The 16502-nt window shown below is 71.0% G+C and carries 10 protein-coding genes; 4 read left to right on the top strand and 6 right to left on the bottom strand.

The window, feature by feature from the left end:
- Positions 1 to 2 precede the first annotated feature (2 nt).
- Positions 3 to 926 (top strand): alpha/beta hydrolase, encoded by a 924-nt coding sequence (locus OG627_RS17915; protein ID WP_329066291.1) that lies wholly within the window; start codon positions 3 to 5, stop codon positions 924 to 926.
- A gap of 504 nt (positions 927 to 1430) precedes the next feature.
- Complete coding sequence (locus tag OG627_RS17910) at positions 1431 to 3254, top strand: SDR family oxidoreductase (protein WP_329066289.1); 1824 nt, start codon at positions 1431 to 1433, stop codon at positions 3252 to 3254.
- Between the two features lie 507 nt (positions 3255 to 3761).
- Here the strand turns inward: OG627_RS17910 and OG627_RS17905 are convergent.
- A complete protein-coding gene (locus OG627_RS17905) occupies positions 3762 to 4661 on the bottom strand; it encodes an LLM class flavin-dependent oxidoreductase (protein ID WP_329066287.1) in 900 nt (299 codons plus the stop codon).
- A 181-nt stretch (positions 4662 to 4842) separates the two neighbouring features.
- On the opposite strand from OG627_RS17905, the gene OG627_RS17900 reads away from it, so the two are divergent.
- On the top strand, positions 4843 to 5637 hold the full coding sequence (locus OG627_RS17900) for a VOC family protein (RefSeq protein ID WP_329066284.1): 795 nt from the start codon (positions 4843 to 4845) through the stop codon (positions 5635 to 5637).
- 190 nt (positions 5638 to 5827) lie between these two features.
- Positions 5828 to 6694, top strand: a complete 867-nt coding sequence (locus OG627_RS17895) for a Cof-type HAD-IIB family hydrolase (protein WP_329066282.1) — start codon at positions 5828 to 5830, stop codon at positions 6692 to 6694.
- 82 nt (positions 6695 to 6776) lie between these two features.
- Here OG627_RS17895 and OG627_RS17890 read toward each other — a convergent pair whose 3' ends face one another.
- The 5 genes from OG627_RS17890 to hisC all read right to left on the bottom strand — a co-directional run bounded on the left by OG627_RS17890 (position 6777) and on the right by hisC (position 16110).
- Entirely contained in the window at positions 6777 to 8639 is a 1863-nt protein-coding gene (locus OG627_RS17890; protein ID WP_329066281.1) for a sensor histidine kinase, read from the bottom strand.
- A gap of 20 nt (positions 8640 to 8659) precedes the next feature.
- Positions 8660 to 12223, bottom strand: a complete 3564-nt coding sequence (cydD, locus tag OG627_RS17885) for a thiol reductant ABC exporter subunit CydD (protein WP_329066279.1) — start codon at positions 12221 to 12223, stop codon at positions 8660 to 8662.
- A gap of 15 nt (positions 12224 to 12238) precedes the next feature.
- Positions 12239 to 13243: a cytochrome d ubiquinol oxidase subunit II gene (cydB, locus tag OG627_RS17880; RefSeq protein WP_329066277.1), complete on the bottom strand. Its 1005-nt coding sequence runs from the start codon at positions 13241 to 13243 to the stop codon at positions 12239 to 12241.
- Positions 13244 to 13257: 14 nt separating this feature from the next.
- A complete protein-coding gene (locus OG627_RS17875; RefSeq protein WP_329066275.1) occupies positions 13258 to 14766 on the bottom strand; it encodes a cytochrome ubiquinol oxidase subunit I in 1509 nt (502 codons plus the stop codon).
- Between the two features lie 264 nt (positions 14767 to 15030).
- Positions 15031 to 16110 (bottom strand): histidinol-phosphate transaminase, encoded by a 1080-nt coding sequence (gene hisC, locus OG627_RS17870; protein ID WP_329066273.1) that lies wholly within the window; start codon positions 16108 to 16110, stop codon positions 15031 to 15033.
- Positions 16111 to 16502 lie beyond the last annotated feature (392 nt).

Here is a 16502-nt window from a genome sequence, read left to right as displayed (position 1 = left end):
GTATGTCCGTCACAGACGCAGGTCAGTTCGTGGACCGGTTCTACGAGGAATGGGGCGAGCGCACCGCCCGTGCTCTCGCCGCACTGGAGGCCTCCGGCACCCTGGGCACGGTCCGGGAGGACTACGACGCGTTCCTGAGCGAGAACTTCCCCGCCCCGGCGGGCGTGAGTTTCGCGACCGTGGACGTGGCGGGCCTGGCCGCCGAATGGGCCACCCCGCAGGACCGGGCGCCGGGACGGGTTCTGCTGTACCTGCACGGCGGCGCCTACCTCGTGGGCGGTCCCGGGGGCTACCACGGCTTGGTCGGCGCCTTCGCCCGGGACCTGCGGGCGCGGGCCCTGGTCCCTGATTACCGCCTCGCGCCCGAGGCGCCGTTCCCCGCCGCGATACAGGACGGGGTGGCCGCCTACCGGTGGCTGCTGGACCAGGGGGTGGACGCCGGGGACATCGTCGTGGCGGGTGACTCGGCCGGCGGCGCGATGGCGGTCAGTGTTCTGGTCGCCGCGCGTGATGAAGGACTGCCGATGCCGGCCGCGTCGATCGCGTTCTCCCCCTGGGCCAATCTCGAACACACCGGTGCTTCGATGACCACGCGCAACGGCATCGACCCCTCCGCGAACCGGGAAGGGCTCCATCGGGCCGCCACCGCCTTCCTCGCGGGGACCGACCCCAGCCACCCGTTGGCCTCTCCGGTCTTCGCCGACACCCGCGGGCTGCCGCCCGTGCTCATCCAGATCGGGGAACGCGAGGTCATGCTCAGTGACGCGATCCGCCTCGCGGCCCGGCTCGCGGACACCGCGGTCGCCACCCGCCTCGACGTCGCCCCCGGTATGGCCCATGTCTGGCACCTCTTCGCCGGCCGCCACCCGGCCGCCGACAAGGCGCTTGCCGATGCCGTCGCCTTCGCCAAGGAACACCTGCGCTGAGGAACGTCCGCCCAGGGCCCTGAGCGGACGATTCACACCAGTAAGTGACTCCGTCGGGAATCTTGAGATCCAGGGCCATTTGCCTTGCCGCCACCAGGCCCATGAGTGGCGCCCTTCGGGCGTATCTCCTCCAACTGCCTACCTCACCACCCCCGACGTCTGGCCCAACACCCCGCACAACCCCGGCTCCACAGTCAACCCCCGAAGGACTTCGAGCGTCGACCACTTAGCGGGCGCCGCGGCGGTGTGGCGTCGGTGTCGCGTCGGTGTCGCGTCGGTGTCGCGTCGGTTATCCACAGGCAGGACGGTGTGCTTGACGTGGTCGTCGGCCGTTGCGAGATTCGTGGGTGTCACGTTACGGACACGTAGCGCGCAGGGCGGGGGCGTGTGGTGCGTGCGGTGTGTGGCGGCCGGAGCGGCAGAGGCAGACGCTGTGCAGGAGGAGCGGCAGGGGCAAGAGCGAAGACGGAGCCAGCGGCAGCGGCAGGCAGAGACGGAGGCGTGATGAGCGACGGAGACCGTACGGCCCCTGAGCCGGGGCGGGCCGGGAGGGCCGGGCGGGGCGCCGGGCTGGAGGGGGCTCGGCAGCGCCGGATCCCGACGGGCGGGGTGGAGTTGTGTGTCGCGGAGCTGGGCGACGCGGCGCGGCCGACCGTGGTGCTCGTGCACGGTTATCCGGACAGCAAGGAGGTCTGGTCGGAGGTCGCGGTCCGGCTCGCGGAGCGGTTCCATGTGGTGCTGTACGACGTGCGGGGACACGGCGGTTCGACGGCGCCGCGTCCGCTGCGCGGCGGTTTCACGCTGGAGAAGTTGACGGACGACTTCCTGGCGGTCGTCGACACGGTGAGCCCGGACCGTCCGGTCCATCTGGTGGGGCACGACTGGGGGTCGGTGCAGTCCTGGGAGTTCGTCACCGTGGCCAGGACAGCGGGCCGGATCGCCTCGTTCACCTCGATCTCAGGGCCGTCCCTGGACCATCTCGGGCACTGGATCAAGCAGCGGGCTGCCCGGCCCACCCCGCGCCGGGTCGGTCAGCTCCTGGGGCAGGGCGCCAGGTCCTGGTACATCTATCTGCTGCACACGCCCGCGCTGCCCGAGCTGGCCTGGCGCGGCCCACTCGGCAGGCGGTGGCCGCGCATCGTCGGCCGGGCCGAGAAGCTCCCCCCAGGGGCGTATCCGACCGCCTCCCTGCCGCGCGACGCGGCTCACGGGGCCTGGCTCTACCGGGACAACGTCCGGCCCAGGCTGCGCGATCCGCGTACCGACGCCTACGCGCACGCGCCCGTCCAGCTGATCACTCCGACCGGCGACGCCTTTCTGTCGGAGCGGATCTACGACGATCTGGAGCAGTGGGCTCCGGGGCTGATACGGCGCTCGCTGGCTGCCAAGCACTGGGTGCCGCGCACCCGGCCCGACCAAGTGGCCCGCTGGGTCGATGACTTCGTCACCGGTCAGGAGTCCGGCGACCGGCCGGCCGGGGTCACCGCGCCGACCGGTCCGTACGCCGAGCGCTTCGGCGGCCGTCTCGTCCTCGTCACCGGCGCGGCGAGCGGTATCGGCCGGGCCACCGCACTCGCGTTCGCCGAGGCGGGCGCGCGGGTCGTGGTGGTCGACCTGGACGAGGAAGGGGCCCGGGAGACGGCAGAGTTGGCGCGGCGGACCGGCGCGGCCGACGCCTGGGCGGAACAGGTCGACGTCGGCGACAGGGACGCGATGGAGAAGCTCGCCGAGAAGGTCACGGCGGAGTACGGCGTCGTCGATGTCCTGGTGAACAACGCGGGGATCGGCCTGTTCGGGCCCTTCCTCGACACCAGCGCCGAGGACTGGAAGAAGGTCCTGGACGTCAATCTGTGGGGCGTCATCCATGGTTGCCTCCTCTTCGGCCGGCGGATGGCCGAGCGGGGCCAGGGCGGGCATATCGTCAACACGGCCTCAGCGGCGGCGTTTCAGCCATCAAGGGTGCTGCCCGCGTACGCCACGTCCAAGGCGGCGGTCCTGATGCTCAGCGAGTGCCTGCGGGCCGAACTGGCCGGTCAGGGCATCGGGGTGTCCACGATCTGTCCCGGCATCGTCAACACCGGCATCACCTCCACCGCGCGTTTCCTCGGCGTCCCGGCCGAGGAGCAGGAGCGGCTCAGAAAGAAGACGGCCAGGCTGTACGGTCTGCGCGGCTATCCGCCGGAGAAGGTCGCCGCCGCCGTACTGCGCGCGGTCGTGCGCAACCAGGCTGTCGTACCGGTCACTTCAGAGGCCCGCGGCGCCCGGATCCTGTCCCGGCTCGCGCCCGGAATGCTGCGCGCCATCGCCCGGGTGGAGCCGCCTCTGTGAGCACTGGATGGACAAGGAGGGCACACGCAACGGCCCTCCAGCGACGGATGTGTTCAGCCAGGCAACCGCCGAACGCACGCTGTGAGCAGGGAGCTTGGCCATACCAACCTCAACTAAGCGACATAACTGCCATATTGCTCAAAAGGGTTGAATCGCAAGCCAGTTGTCCACAGATTCAGCAAATATCCTGTGGATAAGCCAAGTTGGCTGTGGATCAAACCTGTGTCCCCGAACTGGCCTAAAGAAGGTCGTGGCGAAAAACAGGAGCGATGCGGTGATCGGACGAAACGAATAACCGATAAGCGATGCGACATCACGACACGGCACGGCACGGCCATGCCACGCCATGCCACGCGACGGCTCCGGACGGCCGGCCGGTCGGTCAGGCCGGTCCGGCCGGTCCGGCCGGTCCACTGCCGACCCGACCCGACGCGACCTGACCCGATCCGATCCGACCTGATCCGATCCGGCCGGTCCGCGGTCGGCCGGTCCGCGGTCGGCCGGCCGCTACGGGCGCAGCTGTCCCAGCGCCTCCGTGGCGATCCGCTCGAAGACCCGTTCGTCGGCCGCGAAGTCCGAATCCGGGATCGGGGCGTGCACCGCGATCTCAGTGATCCCCAGCGCGAAGTGGCGGCCCGCGAAGTCCACGAACGCGTCGAGCGACTCCATCGGGCCGCCCCGCTCCGGGGTGAATCCGGTCAGCAGGATCCTCTCCACCTCAGACACCTCACGCCCGATCTCCGCGCACGCCTTGCCGAGCCGTTCGATCTGCCCGCGAATCGCCGCCGCCGACTCCTCGGGCGTACCCGTCTCGAACAGCTTCGGATCGCCGGTCGTCACCCACGCCTGACCGTGCGCCGCGGCGAGCCTCAGCCCGCGCGGGCCGGTGGCCGCCACCGCGAAGGGCAGCCGGGGCCGCTGCACACACCCCGGAATGCCACGCGCCTCCGAGGCCGAGTAGAACGTCCCCTCGTACGACACGGAGTCCTCGGTCAGCAGCCGGTCCAGCAGCGGTACGAACTCGGCGAACCGGTCGGCCCGCTCCCTGGGCGTCCACGCCTCCTGCCCCAGCGCCGTGGCGTCGAACCCCGTACCGCCCGCGCCGATGCCCAGCGTGATCCGGCCGTTCGAGACGTCGTCCAGCGAGAGCAGATCCTTGGCGAGCGTCACCGGGTGCCGGAAGTTCGGCGAGGTGACGAGCGTCCCCAGCCGCACCCGCTCCGTGGCGGCGGCAGCGGCCGTGAGCGTGGGCACCGCCCCGAACCAGGGGCCGTCGCGGAAGGTCCGCCACGACAGGTGGTCATAGGTGTACGCGGTGTGGAAGCCGAGCCGCTCGGCGCGGAGCCACTCGTCGCGGCCCCCCTCGTTCCACCGGCGGACAGGAAGGATCACGGTACTCAGACGCATGCCCCGAGCCTACGTGGGCGCTGCCCCGGGCGGGATTCCCCGCATCCCTGGCCGCCGGGCCCACAGGGATCCGCCCGGCGGCCAGGGATGCGGGATCGGCCCGGCGCGAGCAAGGTGGTCGAGGGGGGCCCGCCGACCGTGGGCGGCCGCTCACGGCGGACCAGAGCTTTGGAGACGCGAGATGCCCGAGGTCACCACCCCCTACGCGCCCGGCACACCGTGCTGGGTCGATCTGATGGTCCCCGACCAGCAGGCCGCCCTCGACTTCTACCGTGACCTGTTCGGCTGGCAGGGCGAGGTCGGTCCCGACGACATGGGCGGCTACTCGGTCTGCACGCTCAGGGGCAAGCCGGTCGCCGGGATCATGAAGACGATGGCCCCGGCGGGCAGCCCCCCGCCGCCGCCACCCCACTGGACCAGCTACTTTGCCAGTACGGACGCCGGTGCCACCGAGGCCGCGATCAGCGCGAACGGCGGCTCGGTGATCTCTCCGGCGATGGACGTCAGCACGATCGGCCGCATGCTGATCGCCTCGGACCCCCAGGGCGCCGTCTTCGGGGTCTGGGAGGCGCTGGAGTTCCCGGGAGCGCAGATCGTCAATGAGCCCGGCGCCCTGGTCTGGAACCAGCTCACCACCTCCGATCCCACGGCCGCCGGGACCTTCTACCGGGCCGCGCTCGGCCTGGACGCCGGCCCGATCCCGGAGATGCCGGGGTTCACGGGATTCCATGTCAACGGACACATGGTCGGCGGTGTCCAGGGCATGGAGAACCTTCCGGAGGGCACCGCACCGCACTGGCTCGTGAACTTCGCCGTGGACGACACGGACAGCGTCGTCGACGCCGTCGTACGGGCCGGGGGCTCGGTGCTGGCGCCGGCCTTCGACATGGAGCGGATCGGCAGGATGGCCGTCCTCCAGGACCCGCAGGGCACGGTCTTCGCGGTGGTCGCGCTCAACGGGCCGACGGCGGCCTGACCCGTACCCGCCACAGACCCCGCCCCGCCCCGGACACACACCGCCCGGTGCCCGCCCTGTCCGGAGCGGGCACCGGGCGGGGCAGTGGCGCGGGGCACCGGGGCACCGGGCGGACACCGAGGCACCGGGCGCACACTCAGATGTGCGACCCTCCGCACGCCCGTGCGCATCCGTACGGGAGAATGACCTCGTGACCTCGCCCCGTGGATCAGAGACCCCGCCCGCCGGCTCCCCCCTCCCCGCCCGGCCCCGGCTCATCGCCACCGACCTGGACGGCACCCTGCTGCACGACGACAAGTCGGTGTCGGACCGTACGGTCAAGGCGCTCGCGGCCGCCGAGGAGGCCGGTATCGAGGTCTTCTTCGTCACCGGACGGCCGGCCCGCTGGATGGACGTGGTCAGCGACCACGTGCACGGCCACGGAATGGCGATCTGCGCCAACGGCGCCGCCGTCGTCGACCTGCACGCGGGCGGCAAGCTGATCCAGGACCGTCCGCTGGACCGCGCGATCGCGCTGGACGTCGTACAGGCACTGCGTGACGCCGCTCCCGGGACGAGCTGCGCGGTCGAGACGACCGCCGGCATCCACTACGAGCCGGCCTACCCGCGCTTCCTGGACGACCCGGGCGCGACCCTCGACACGGCGGAGAAGCTGCTGCGGGAGTCCGGCGAGGGCTCCGCCGCCCCGGTGCTGAAGCTGCTCGCGCACCACCCCGAGCTGACCCCCGACGGCTTCCTCGCCCTGGCCAGTACGGTGGCGGGCGACCGCGCCACCATCACCCGCTCCAGCCCGACCGCGCTGCTGGAGATCAGCGGCCTCGGCGTCAGCAAGGCGAGCACGCTCGCGCTCTGCTGCGCCGAACGCGGCGTCTCGTCCGACGAGGTCGTCGCCTTCGGTGACATGCCGAACGACCTGGAGATGCTGACCTGGGCCGGCACCTCGTACGCGATGGCCAACGCCCACCCGGACGTACTTGCCGCCGCCTCCGGGCGTACGGTCACCAACAACGAGGACGGCGTCGCGGTCGTCATCGAACAGATCCTGGCGCGGCTGTAGCCACGAAGCCACAGACCTGCGGAGCCACGAAGCCACAGACCCACAGACCTGCGGAGCTACGGCAGGGGACACCGCCCGGGGCTCACAGCGGCACCTCCCAGAGCACCCTCGTACCACCCGCCGCCCCCTCACCGATGCCCCGCTCGCACCTGCTCGACCCGCCCAGCGCCTCGGCCCGCCGCCGCAGATTGCGCAGTCCGCTGCGCCGCCCGCCCTCCGGGATGCCCACCCCGTCGTCGGCCACCGACAGCCGTACCGCCCCCCTGCCGTCGGGCAGCTTGGCGGTGACGTCCAGCACGACTTCGATACGGCTGGCGTGCGCGTGCCGGAAGGCGTTCGAGAGGGCCTCGCGGAGCGCGGCGATCAGGTTCTTCCCGGCGAGTTCACCGACGGCGGCGTCGACCGGGCCGACGAAGCGGTGGGTGGGCTGGAAGCCCAGCGGCACAGCGGCCATGTTGATCTCCCGCAGTACTCGGCTGCGCATCCCCGACGGAGCGTCCGCCGAGCCCTGCTGGAGCGCGAAGATGGCCGTACGGATCTCCTGAATGGTCACGTCGAGGGCCTCGACCGCCTTGTCGATGCCCTGGTGCACCTCGGGCGCGACCGATCCGCGATGGGCGCTCTCCAGCATCAGACCGGTGGCGAACAGCCGCTGGATGACAAGATCGTGCAGGTCACGGGCGATCCGGTCACGGTCCTCCAGAACGGCCAGCCGCTCCCGGTCGCGCTGCGCCTCGGCCATCATCAGCGCCAGCGCCGCCTGCGAGGCGAACTGCGTGGCCAGGAGGCGTTCCCGCTCACCGAAGCGGCGCCCGCCGCGCACCCTGGGCGTGACCAGGGCGCCGAGCACCCGGCCGTCCGTACGCAGCGGCAGCAGCATGCTCGGGCCGAATCCCGTGGCCAGCGTCGATGCCATGCGCGGGTCGGTGGGGGAGTCGTCCACGAAGACGGGCTCGCCGGCAAGGAGCGTCGCGGCGACCGGGCTGTCGGCCGGGATGACGTCTCCGGGCCGGGCGGTCGGATGGTCGGCGGAGACCGCCACGATCTCCAGTCCCCCCTCCGGCGTGCGCAGCAGCACCACGCCGACCGCCGAATCCGCCAGTCTGCGGGCCTGTTCGGCGACGACGGACAGCGCGTCGTCCGCGTCACCGCCGGAGAGCAGGGCGGTGGTGACGGCGACGGAGCCGTCGATCCACCGCTCGCGCTGCCGGGCGGCCTCGTAGAGCCGGGCGTTGCCGATGGCGATACCGGCCTCGTTGGCCAGTACGCGCAGCATGTGCAGGTCGTAGTCGTTGAACTCGCCGCGCGCGCCGCCGCCGTCCGCACGAAGCCCGCCGTCCGCGTCCGCGCCGTCCGCGCGAGGCCCTTCGCCCCCGCCGTTCCCGCCGTCCCCGTCCCGGCCGTCCCCGCCATTCGCGCCGGTCCCGCCGTCCCCGCCGTTCCCCCCTCCACCGGCTCCGCCCGACTTCTCCGCCAGGTAGAAGCTGCCGACGGTCTCGCCCTGCACCTGAATGGAAACCCCGAGGAACGTACGCATCGGCGGATGGCCGGGCGGAAACCCGGCGAAGCGCGGATCCGCCGTCAGATCCGCGAGCCGGATCGGGCCGGGATGCCGGATCAGGGCGCCGAGAAGTCCGCTGTGCCCGTCCGGCCTGCGCCCGATCCGGCGGGCCACGTCCTCACCGACCCCGTGCACGACGAAGTCCGCGAGGCGCTCGCCCGTCTCGTCCATGACCCCGATCGCGGCGTACCTGGCCCCGATGAGTTCGGCCGCCGTCCCGCAGATCCGGTCGAGCGTGGCGTGCAGGCCCAGCCCCGCGCCGACGGAACACATCGCTTCCAGCAGTTGCGGTACGCGCGCGGTGGTCTCGGCGGACAGGCCCTCAAGGCTGCCCGCCGCGCGGGTGGCGGCTTCGAGGGGATCCATGGACTCGGGCACTTTCATACCCAAGAGCCTAGTAAGTCCTATTTGATGGGGAAAGTCGACTTCTGGGCTCCGAGCAGATCCCCGGCCCGCTCCCGCTCCAGCATCCGCCGCAGCGGCCCTTCCCCGGCGGCGAGTTCGGCGTACGGACCACGCTGTACGCAGCGGCCCCCGTCGAGCACGATCACTTCGTCAACGGTGTCCAGACCCCGCAGCCGGTGGGTGATCAGCAGCGTCGTGCGCCCCTCGGTCGCCGTCAGCAGATCGGCGGTCAGCTCGTCCGCCGTCGCCAGGTCCAGGTGCTCCGCGGGCTCGTCGAGGACCAGCACGGGAAAGTCCGCGAGCAGCGCGCGGGCCAGGGCCAGCCGCTGCCGCTGTCCCCCGGAGAGCCGGGCTCCGTGCTCCCCGACATGGGTGTCGAGACCGGCGGGCAGGGCGTCCACCCAGTCGAGCAGCCGGGCCCGGCGCAGGGCGTCGCGCAGTTCGTCCTCGGAGGCGTCCGTACGGGCGAGCCGCAGGTTCTCGCGTACGGAGCTGTCGAAGAGGTGCGCGTCCTGGGCACACAGCCCGACGAAGCGCCGGACGGTGTCCCCGTCGAGGGCCGCCAGATCCGTACCGCCGAGCCGGCACTCGCCCTCGCGCGCGTCGAGGAAGCGCAGCAGCACATGAGCCAGCGTGGTCTTGCCCGAGCCCGAAGGGCCGACGACGGCGACGCGGCTGCCCTCGGTCAGCGTCAGGTCGAAGCCGCCGAGCGCGTCCCGCCGCTGCCCCGGGTACCGCGCGGCGAGCCGTCGTACCTCCAGCGGGAACGGGGATACGGGGGCGGCGACGGGCTCCTCCGGCTCCTGTACGGGTACGGGGGCGTCCAGCACCTCGTACACCCGCTCCGCGGCGCGCGCGCTGCGCTGCCGGTGGCGCACGGCGAGCGGCAGCCCGCTGACGGCCTCGAAGGCGGCGAGGGGGGTCAGGACGACAACGGCGAGTTCGACGCCCGCCAGCCGTCCGTCGGCGACGGCCCCGACCCCGACGAACGCGGCGGCGGCCACGGTCAGGCCGCAGATCAGGGCCGAGAGGCCGCCGCCGAGCCCGTTGGCGCTCGCACCGCGGGCCGCGACCTTCGTCAGCGTCCCGTCGGCGCGCGCCACCTCGCGAGCGCGGCTGGTGAGCGCGCCCGCCACGGTCAACTCGGCCAGTCCGCCGAACAGATCGGTGACGCGGGCGGCGAGCAGTCCGCGCGCCGGCGCCAGTTGGCGTTCGGTACGGCGGACGACCGCACCGCTCAGCAGCGGTACGGCCACCCCGGCGACGAGCAGCCCGGCGGCCAGTACGGCGCCCGCCTCGGGCAGCAGCCATGCGGTGAAGCCGACGGAGCCCACGCCGACGACCAGGGCGCTGCCGACGGGCAGCAGCCATCGCAGCCAGTAGTCCTGGAGTTCGTCCACGTCCGCGACGAGCCGGGACAGCAGGTCTCCGCGCCTGGTCTCGCGCAGTCCGGCGGGGGCGACGCGCTCCAGCCGCCGGTACACGGAGACCCGGAGGTCGGCGAGCATCCTGAGTACCGCGTCGTGCGACACGAGGCGCTCGGCGTAGCGGAAGACGGCGCGGCCGATGCCGAAGGCACGGGTCGCCGTCACCGCGACCATCAGATAGAGCACGGGCGGCTGCTCGGAGGCGCGCGAGATGAGCCAGCCGGACACCGCCATGAGTCCGACGGCGGAGCCGAGGGCGCAGCTCCCGAGGAGCAGGGCCAGCGCGAAGCGTCCGCGCAGCGGCCGGGAGGCGGCCCGCATCCGCGCGAGCGGGCTCCTGGACGGTACGGCGGCTCCGCGGTCCCCCGCGCCCACGCCCGTCCTCGTGGTCCCGGTCGTCCGATTCGTCCCCGTCGTCCCCGCGACGGACTCCGCGCCGTCGGCGGCGGACCGGTCCCGGGACCGCGGCACAGCGGCAAGGCCGTCGCCGGGCAGGCTCACCGGCCGCGCCGGCAGGCTCACCACCCGGTCCGCCACCGAGAGAAGCGCCGGGCGGTGGACGACCAGCAGCACCGTACGGCCCTCGGCCAGCCGGCGCACGGCGTCGACGATGCCCGCCTCCGTCTCCCCGTCGAGCGCGGCGGTGGGCTCGTCCAGCAGCAGCAGGGGGCGGTCGGCGAGGAAGGCGCGGGCCAGCGCGAGCCGCTGGCGCTGGCCGGCCGAAAGCCCGGCACCGTCCTCGCCGAGCACGGTGTCCAGCCCCTGGGGGAGCCCGGCCACGAAGTCGGCCGCCCCCGCGTCGCGCAGCGCCTCCCACAGCGCCGCCGCTTCGGCGTCCGGCCTGGCCAGACGTACGTTCTCGGCGATCGTTCCGGCGAAGAGATGGGGGTGCTGCGGCACCCAGGCGATCCGTTCGCGCCAGCGCTCCAGGTCGAGCGAGGCAAGATCCCGGCCGTCCACCCGCACCCGGCCCTCGTCGGGTACCGCGAATCCGAGCAGCACCTGGAGCAGCGTGGTCTTCCCCACGCCGCTCGGGCCGACCAGCGCGACCGTCTCTCCCGGCTCGACCGTCAGCGTGGCCGCGTCCAGCGAGGGCTCCGTACGTCCCTGATGGCGGACCGTCACCCCGGTCAGCTCCAGCCGCAGCGCGTCGGGCACCTGGCCCGTACCGCCCGCAGGAGACCGGGTCTCCAGGACCGTGAAGATCTCCTCGGCGGCGGCCAGGCCCTCGGCCGCCGCGTGGTACTGCGCCCCCACCTGCCGGAGCGGCAGATACGCCTCGGGGGCCAGCACCAGTACCACCAGGCCCGTGTACAGATCGAGTTCCCCGTGGACGAGCCGCATCCCGATGCCGACCGCGACCAGCGCCACCGAGAGGGTGGAGAGCAGTTCCAGCGCGAAGGACGACAGGAAGGCGATCCGCAGCGTCCGCACCGTGGCCTGCCGGTACTGCGAGGTGATCGAGCGGATCGACTCGGCCTGCGCCTTGGCCCGGCCGAAGACCTTGAGCGTCGGCAGCCCGGCGACCACATCGAGGAAGTGGCCCGACAGCCGTGACAGCAGCCGCCACTGACGGTCCATCTGGCTCTGGGTGGCCCAGCCGATGAGCGCCATGAACATCGGGATCAGCGGCAGCGTCACCACGATCACGGCCGCCGACACCCAGTCCTCGGTGACGATGCGCGCCAGGACCGCCACCGGCACCACCACCGCGAGCCCCAGTTGCGGCAGATAGCGGGAGAAGTAGTCGTCCAGTGCGTCGACCCCCCGCGTGGCCAGCGCGACCAGCGAGCCGGTGCGCTGGCCGGCCAGCCAGCCGGGCCCCAGGGCCGTCGCCCGCTCCAGCAGCCGTCGGCGCAGCTCGGACTTGACCGCGGCGCTCGCCCGGTGGGCGGCCAGCTCCGTCAGCCAGGAGACCAGAGCGCGTCCGACGGCGACGGCGACCAGCAGAAGCAGCGGAGTACGCAGCCCGGAGCCGCCCAGTCCGTGCTGGAAGGCGCCCACCACCACTTCGGCGATCAGCATCGCCTGCGCGATGACCAGCGCCGCTCCGGCCAGTCCGAGCGCCACGACGGCCGCCAGGAAGAACCGGGTGGCGCGGGCGTACCTGAGCAGACGCGGATCGATTGGTTTCACGTGAAACACCCGCCTTCAGTGCTGGGCGTCGGCGATGTGCTGCGTACCGATCCGCTTGCGGAACACCCAGTACGTCCAGCCCTGGTAGAGCAGCACGACAGGGGTGGCGATGCCCGCGCACCACGTCATGATCTTCAGGGTGTACGGGGTGGAGGAGGCATTGCTGACCGTCAGGTTCCACGCCTCGTTCAGCGAGGACGGCATGACGTTCGGGAAGAGCGCCAGGAAGAGCGTCGCGACCACGGCCACGATCGTCACGCCGGAGAGCCCGAACGACCATCCCTCGCGCCCGGCCGCGATGGCTCCGATCGCGGCGGCCAGCGCCACGACGGCGACGATCACCGTGACCAGGCTCCTGCCGTTGCCGCTGTCCGCCTGGGTCCAGATCAGGAAGCCCAGGGCCAGCGCGACGGTGACCGCGCCCAGAACGAGCGCCAGCCGCCTGGCCCTGATCCGGATGTCCCCGACCGTCTTGAGCGCGGCGAACACCGTGCCGTGGAAGGTGAAGAGGGCCAGGGTGACCAGTCCGCCCAGGATCGCGTAGGGGTTGAACAGATCCCCGAGACCGCCGACGTACTCCATCCGCTCATCGATCTTCACGCCGCGCACGATGTTGCCGAACAGCATCCCCCACAGCGCGGCGGGGACCAGCGACGTCCAGAAGATCGTGTGCTCCCAGTTGCGCTGCCACTTCTCGCCCGGCCGCTTGGCCCGGTACTCGAAGGCGACACCGCGCAGGATCAGGCAGATCAGGATGACCAGCATCGGCAGGTAGAAGCCGGAGAAGAGGGTGGCGTACCAGTCGGGGAAGGCCGCGAAGGTGCCCCCGGCGGCGCTCAGCAGCCAGACCTCGTTGCCGTCCCAGACGGGTCCGATGGTGTTGATGAGGACCCGCCGCTCCTTGCGGTCACGCGCGAGAAGTTTGGTCAGGATCCCGATGCCGAAGTCGAATCCTTCGAGGAAGAAGTAGCCGGTCCAGAGGACGGCGATCAGGACGAACCAGACGTCGTGGAGTTCCATAGCTCCTCAACTCCTCAGTACGAGAAGGCCATCGGCCGGTCGGCGTCCACATGGTCGCCGCCGATCTTGGTGGGCGGGTTGAGGTCGTCCTCCGTCAGCTCGGGCGGCCCGGCCTTGACGTACTTCACCATCAGCCTGACCTCGATCACCGCGAGGACGGCGTAGAGCAGGGTGAAGACGATCATCGAGATCAGCACCTCGGCCTGGGAGACCCCGGGAGAGACCGCGTCGGCGGTGCGCAGCACCCCGTACACGACCCAGGGCTGGCGGCCCGTCTCGGTGAAGATCCAGCCCCAGGAGTTGGCGATCAGCGGGAAGAGCAGGGTCCAGAGGGCGGTGATCCAGTACCACCTGGCGAGCTTCGGGCTGAGGGCCTTCTTCCTGAAGAGCACCAGATTCGGCACCTCGTCCTCCCCCGTACGCAGCGCGGGTGGCAGCAGGAACTTCTTGCGGGTCAGCCAGAGCCCGAGCAGACCGAGGGCGAAGGACGCCATGCCGAAGCCGATCATCCAGCGGAAGCCCCAGTAGGCGACCGGGATGTTCGGCCGGTAGTCGCCCGGCCCGAACTTCTCCTGCTCCGCCTTGTTGACGTCGTTGATGCCGGGGACGTACGAGGTGAAGTCGCTGTTGGCGAGGAACGAGAGCACTCCGGGGATCTCGATGGCGACGGAGTTGTGCCCCTTGTCGACGTCGCCGTAGGCGAAGACGGAGAACGGCGCCGGCCCCTCACCGTCCCAGAGCGCCTCGGCCGCGGCCATCTTCATCGGCTGCTGCTTGAACATGACCTTGCCGAGGGTGTCACCGCTGACGGCGGTGAGCATGCCCGCGATCACCACGGTGATCAGGCCGAGCCGCAGCGAGGTGCGCATCACCGGAATGTGCTTCTTGCGGGCCAGGTGAAAGGCCGCGATTCCGACCATGAAGGCACCGCCGACCAGAAAGGCGGCGGTCAGGGTGTGGAAGAACTGGGTGACCGCGGTGTCCTGGGTGAGCACTTTCCAGAAGTCGGTGAGTTCGGCCCGCCCGGCCTCCTTGTTGATCCGGTAGCCGACCGGATGCTGCATCCAGGAGTTGGCCGCCAGAATGAAGTACGCGGACAGGATCGTGCCGATCGAGACCATCCATATACAGGCCAGATGGATCTTCTTCGGCAGCTTGTCCCAGCCGAAGATCCACAGCCCGATGAAGGTGGATTCGAAGAAGAAGGCGATCAGCGCCTCGAAGGCGAGCGGGGCACCGAAGATGTCGCCGACGAACCGCGAGTAGTCGGACCAGTTCATCCCGAACTGGAACTCCTGGACGATGCCGGTGACGACACCCATCGCGATATTGATCAGAAAGAGCTTGCCCCAGAACTTGGTGGCCTTGAGGTACTTGGGGTTCTCCGTGCGCACCCAGGCGGTCTGCAGTCCCGCGGTGAGCGCGGCGAGCGAGATCGTCAGGGGAACGAAGAGGAAGTGGTAGACGGTGGTGATGCCGAACTGCCATCGCGCCAGGGTCTCCGGCGCCAGAGCGAGGTCCACGTCTTCTCTCCTTACATCACTTCGCCGTAGTCAGAGCGACGGCTTGCCCCTTTCGCCCTGGACGTAACGCCAGGAACGGGACACGCTTGTGAACGCGTTCACATTCACAAGCATTATTACGCACACCGCTTCCGGATCTTCGCGTGGGGGGTCCCTCAGTCCGGACGTCAAGGGGTGCGACAAGAGAGACACGGGATCCGACCGGAAAAGCGTCCGGGGCGGCCTCGAAGGAGACCGCCCCGGACGACATACCCACCGCGCCCGCTACAGCTCCTTGCGGAACGCCTCGGCGGCCCGGAGGAAGAGGTCATTGGCCTCGCACTCGCCGATCGTCACCCGCACGCCCTCGCCCGCGAAGGGCCGTACGACCACACCCGCCGCCTCACAGGCCGCGGCGAAGTCGAGCGTGCGCTCACCCAGCCGCAGCCACACGAAGTTGGCCTGCGTCTCGGGCACGGTCCAGCCCTGGTCGACCAGGCCGCCGTACACCCGCGCCCGCTCGCCCACCAGCGAGCCGACGCGCCCCATCAGCTCGTCCTCGGCCCGCAGCGAGGCGATCGCCGCCTCCTGGGCGATCTGGCTCACCCCGAAGGGAACCGCCGTCTTGCGCAGCGCCGCCGCGACCGGCTCATGGGCGATCGCGAAGCCGATCCGCAGCCCGGCGAGACCGTACGCCTTGGAAAAGGTGCGCAGTACGGCCACATTCGGTCGGTCGCGGTAGATCTCGACGCCGTCCGGCACCTCCGCGTCCCGGATGAACTCGCGGTACGCCTCGTCCAGCACCACCAGCACATCGCTGGGCACCCGGTCGAGGAACCGTTCCAGCTCGGCCCGGCGCACCACCGTGCCGGTCGGATTGTTGGGGTTGCAGACGAAGATCAGCCGGGTCCGCTCGGTGATCGCCCCGGCCATCGCGTCCAGGTCGTGCGTCTCGCCCGCCGTCAGCGGCACCTTGACCGAGGTGGCGCCCGAGATCTGCGTGATGATCGGGTACGCCTCGAAGGAGCGCCAGGGGTAGACGACCTCGTCGCCGGGGCCCGCCGTGGCCTGAAGCAGCTGCTGGGCGACGCCCACCGAGCCGGTCCCGGTCGCCAGGTGCGAGACGGGCACCCCGAAGCGGTCGGCCAGCTCGTTCATCAGCCCCGTGCACGCCATGTCCGGGTAGCGGTTGAAGACCCCGGCGGCCGATACGGCCTGCTCCATCACCCCGGGCAGCGGCGGATACGGGTTCTCGTTCGAGGACAGCTTGTACGCGAGGGGCCCGCCGGACGCGGCCGGCCTGCCCGGCTTGTACGTGGGAACGCCGTCCAGCTCGGCGCGCAACTTGGGGCTCGTCTCGCTCACCGCAGGTCCTCCTCGGCCGTTCACGGATCCGTACACCTTCAATACTGCTCACCTTATGAGGATTCCCGGCCGTGGCGAATGGCGGGAGCGAGGGAGAAAGGACCGGACCGGAGGGGACGTCGCGGAGCACCCCGACGACGAGGGCTCCGGGGAGGGGCGCGTTCGCCGGTCAGGCGTGCGCCCATGGCTCGCGCCGTGGCGCGCATCGCCCGTAGAGGTGAGTTGAGACCTCTTCGAAACATGGACCGTTCGACAGGTCCAGACCGTTCCTTGCATAGTAGATCATGGAGAAACCCACCAACCTCCTTATTTTCCAAGTCAGTTCAGGCCATTAGACCTTGCAGAAACGTGACTGCTGCCGGGTGCATATGCGACCGGCCCTACCGCCCGCC

This window comes from Streptomyces sp. NBC_01429 (assembly GCF_036231945.1).
Lineage (GTDB): Bacteria > Actinomycetota > Actinomycetes > Streptomycetales > Streptomycetaceae > Streptomyces.
This window is presented reverse-complemented; position numbering and strand designations above follow the sequence as displayed.

What these genes read in the sequence shown, in the direction of transcription:
- OG627_RS17915 (WP_329066291.1), top strand. Translation starts at nt 3, where the DNA reads ATGTCCGTCACAGACGCAGGTCAGTTCGTGGACCGGTTCTACGAGGAA.
- cydB (WP_329066277.1), bottom strand. Translation starts at nt 13,243, where the DNA reads ATGGAACTCCACGACGTCTGGTTCGTCCTGATCGCCGTCCTCTGGACC.
- OG627_RS17910 (WP_329066289.1), top strand. Translation starts at nt 1,431, where the DNA reads ATGAGCGACGGAGACCGTACGGCCCCTGAGCCGGGGCGGGCCGGGAGG.
- OG627_RS17905 (WP_329066287.1), bottom strand. Translation starts at nt 4,661, where the DNA reads ATGCGTCTGAGTACCGTGATCCTTCCTGTCCGCCGGTGGAACGAGGGG.
- OG627_RS17890 (WP_329066281.1), bottom strand. Translation starts at nt 8,639, where the DNA reads ATGAAAGTGCCCGAGTCCATGGATCCCCTCGAAGCCGCCACCCGCGCG.
- OG627_RS17900 (WP_329066284.1), top strand. Translation starts at nt 4,843, where the DNA reads ATGCCCGAGGTCACCACCCCCTACGCGCCCGGCACACCGTGCTGGGTC.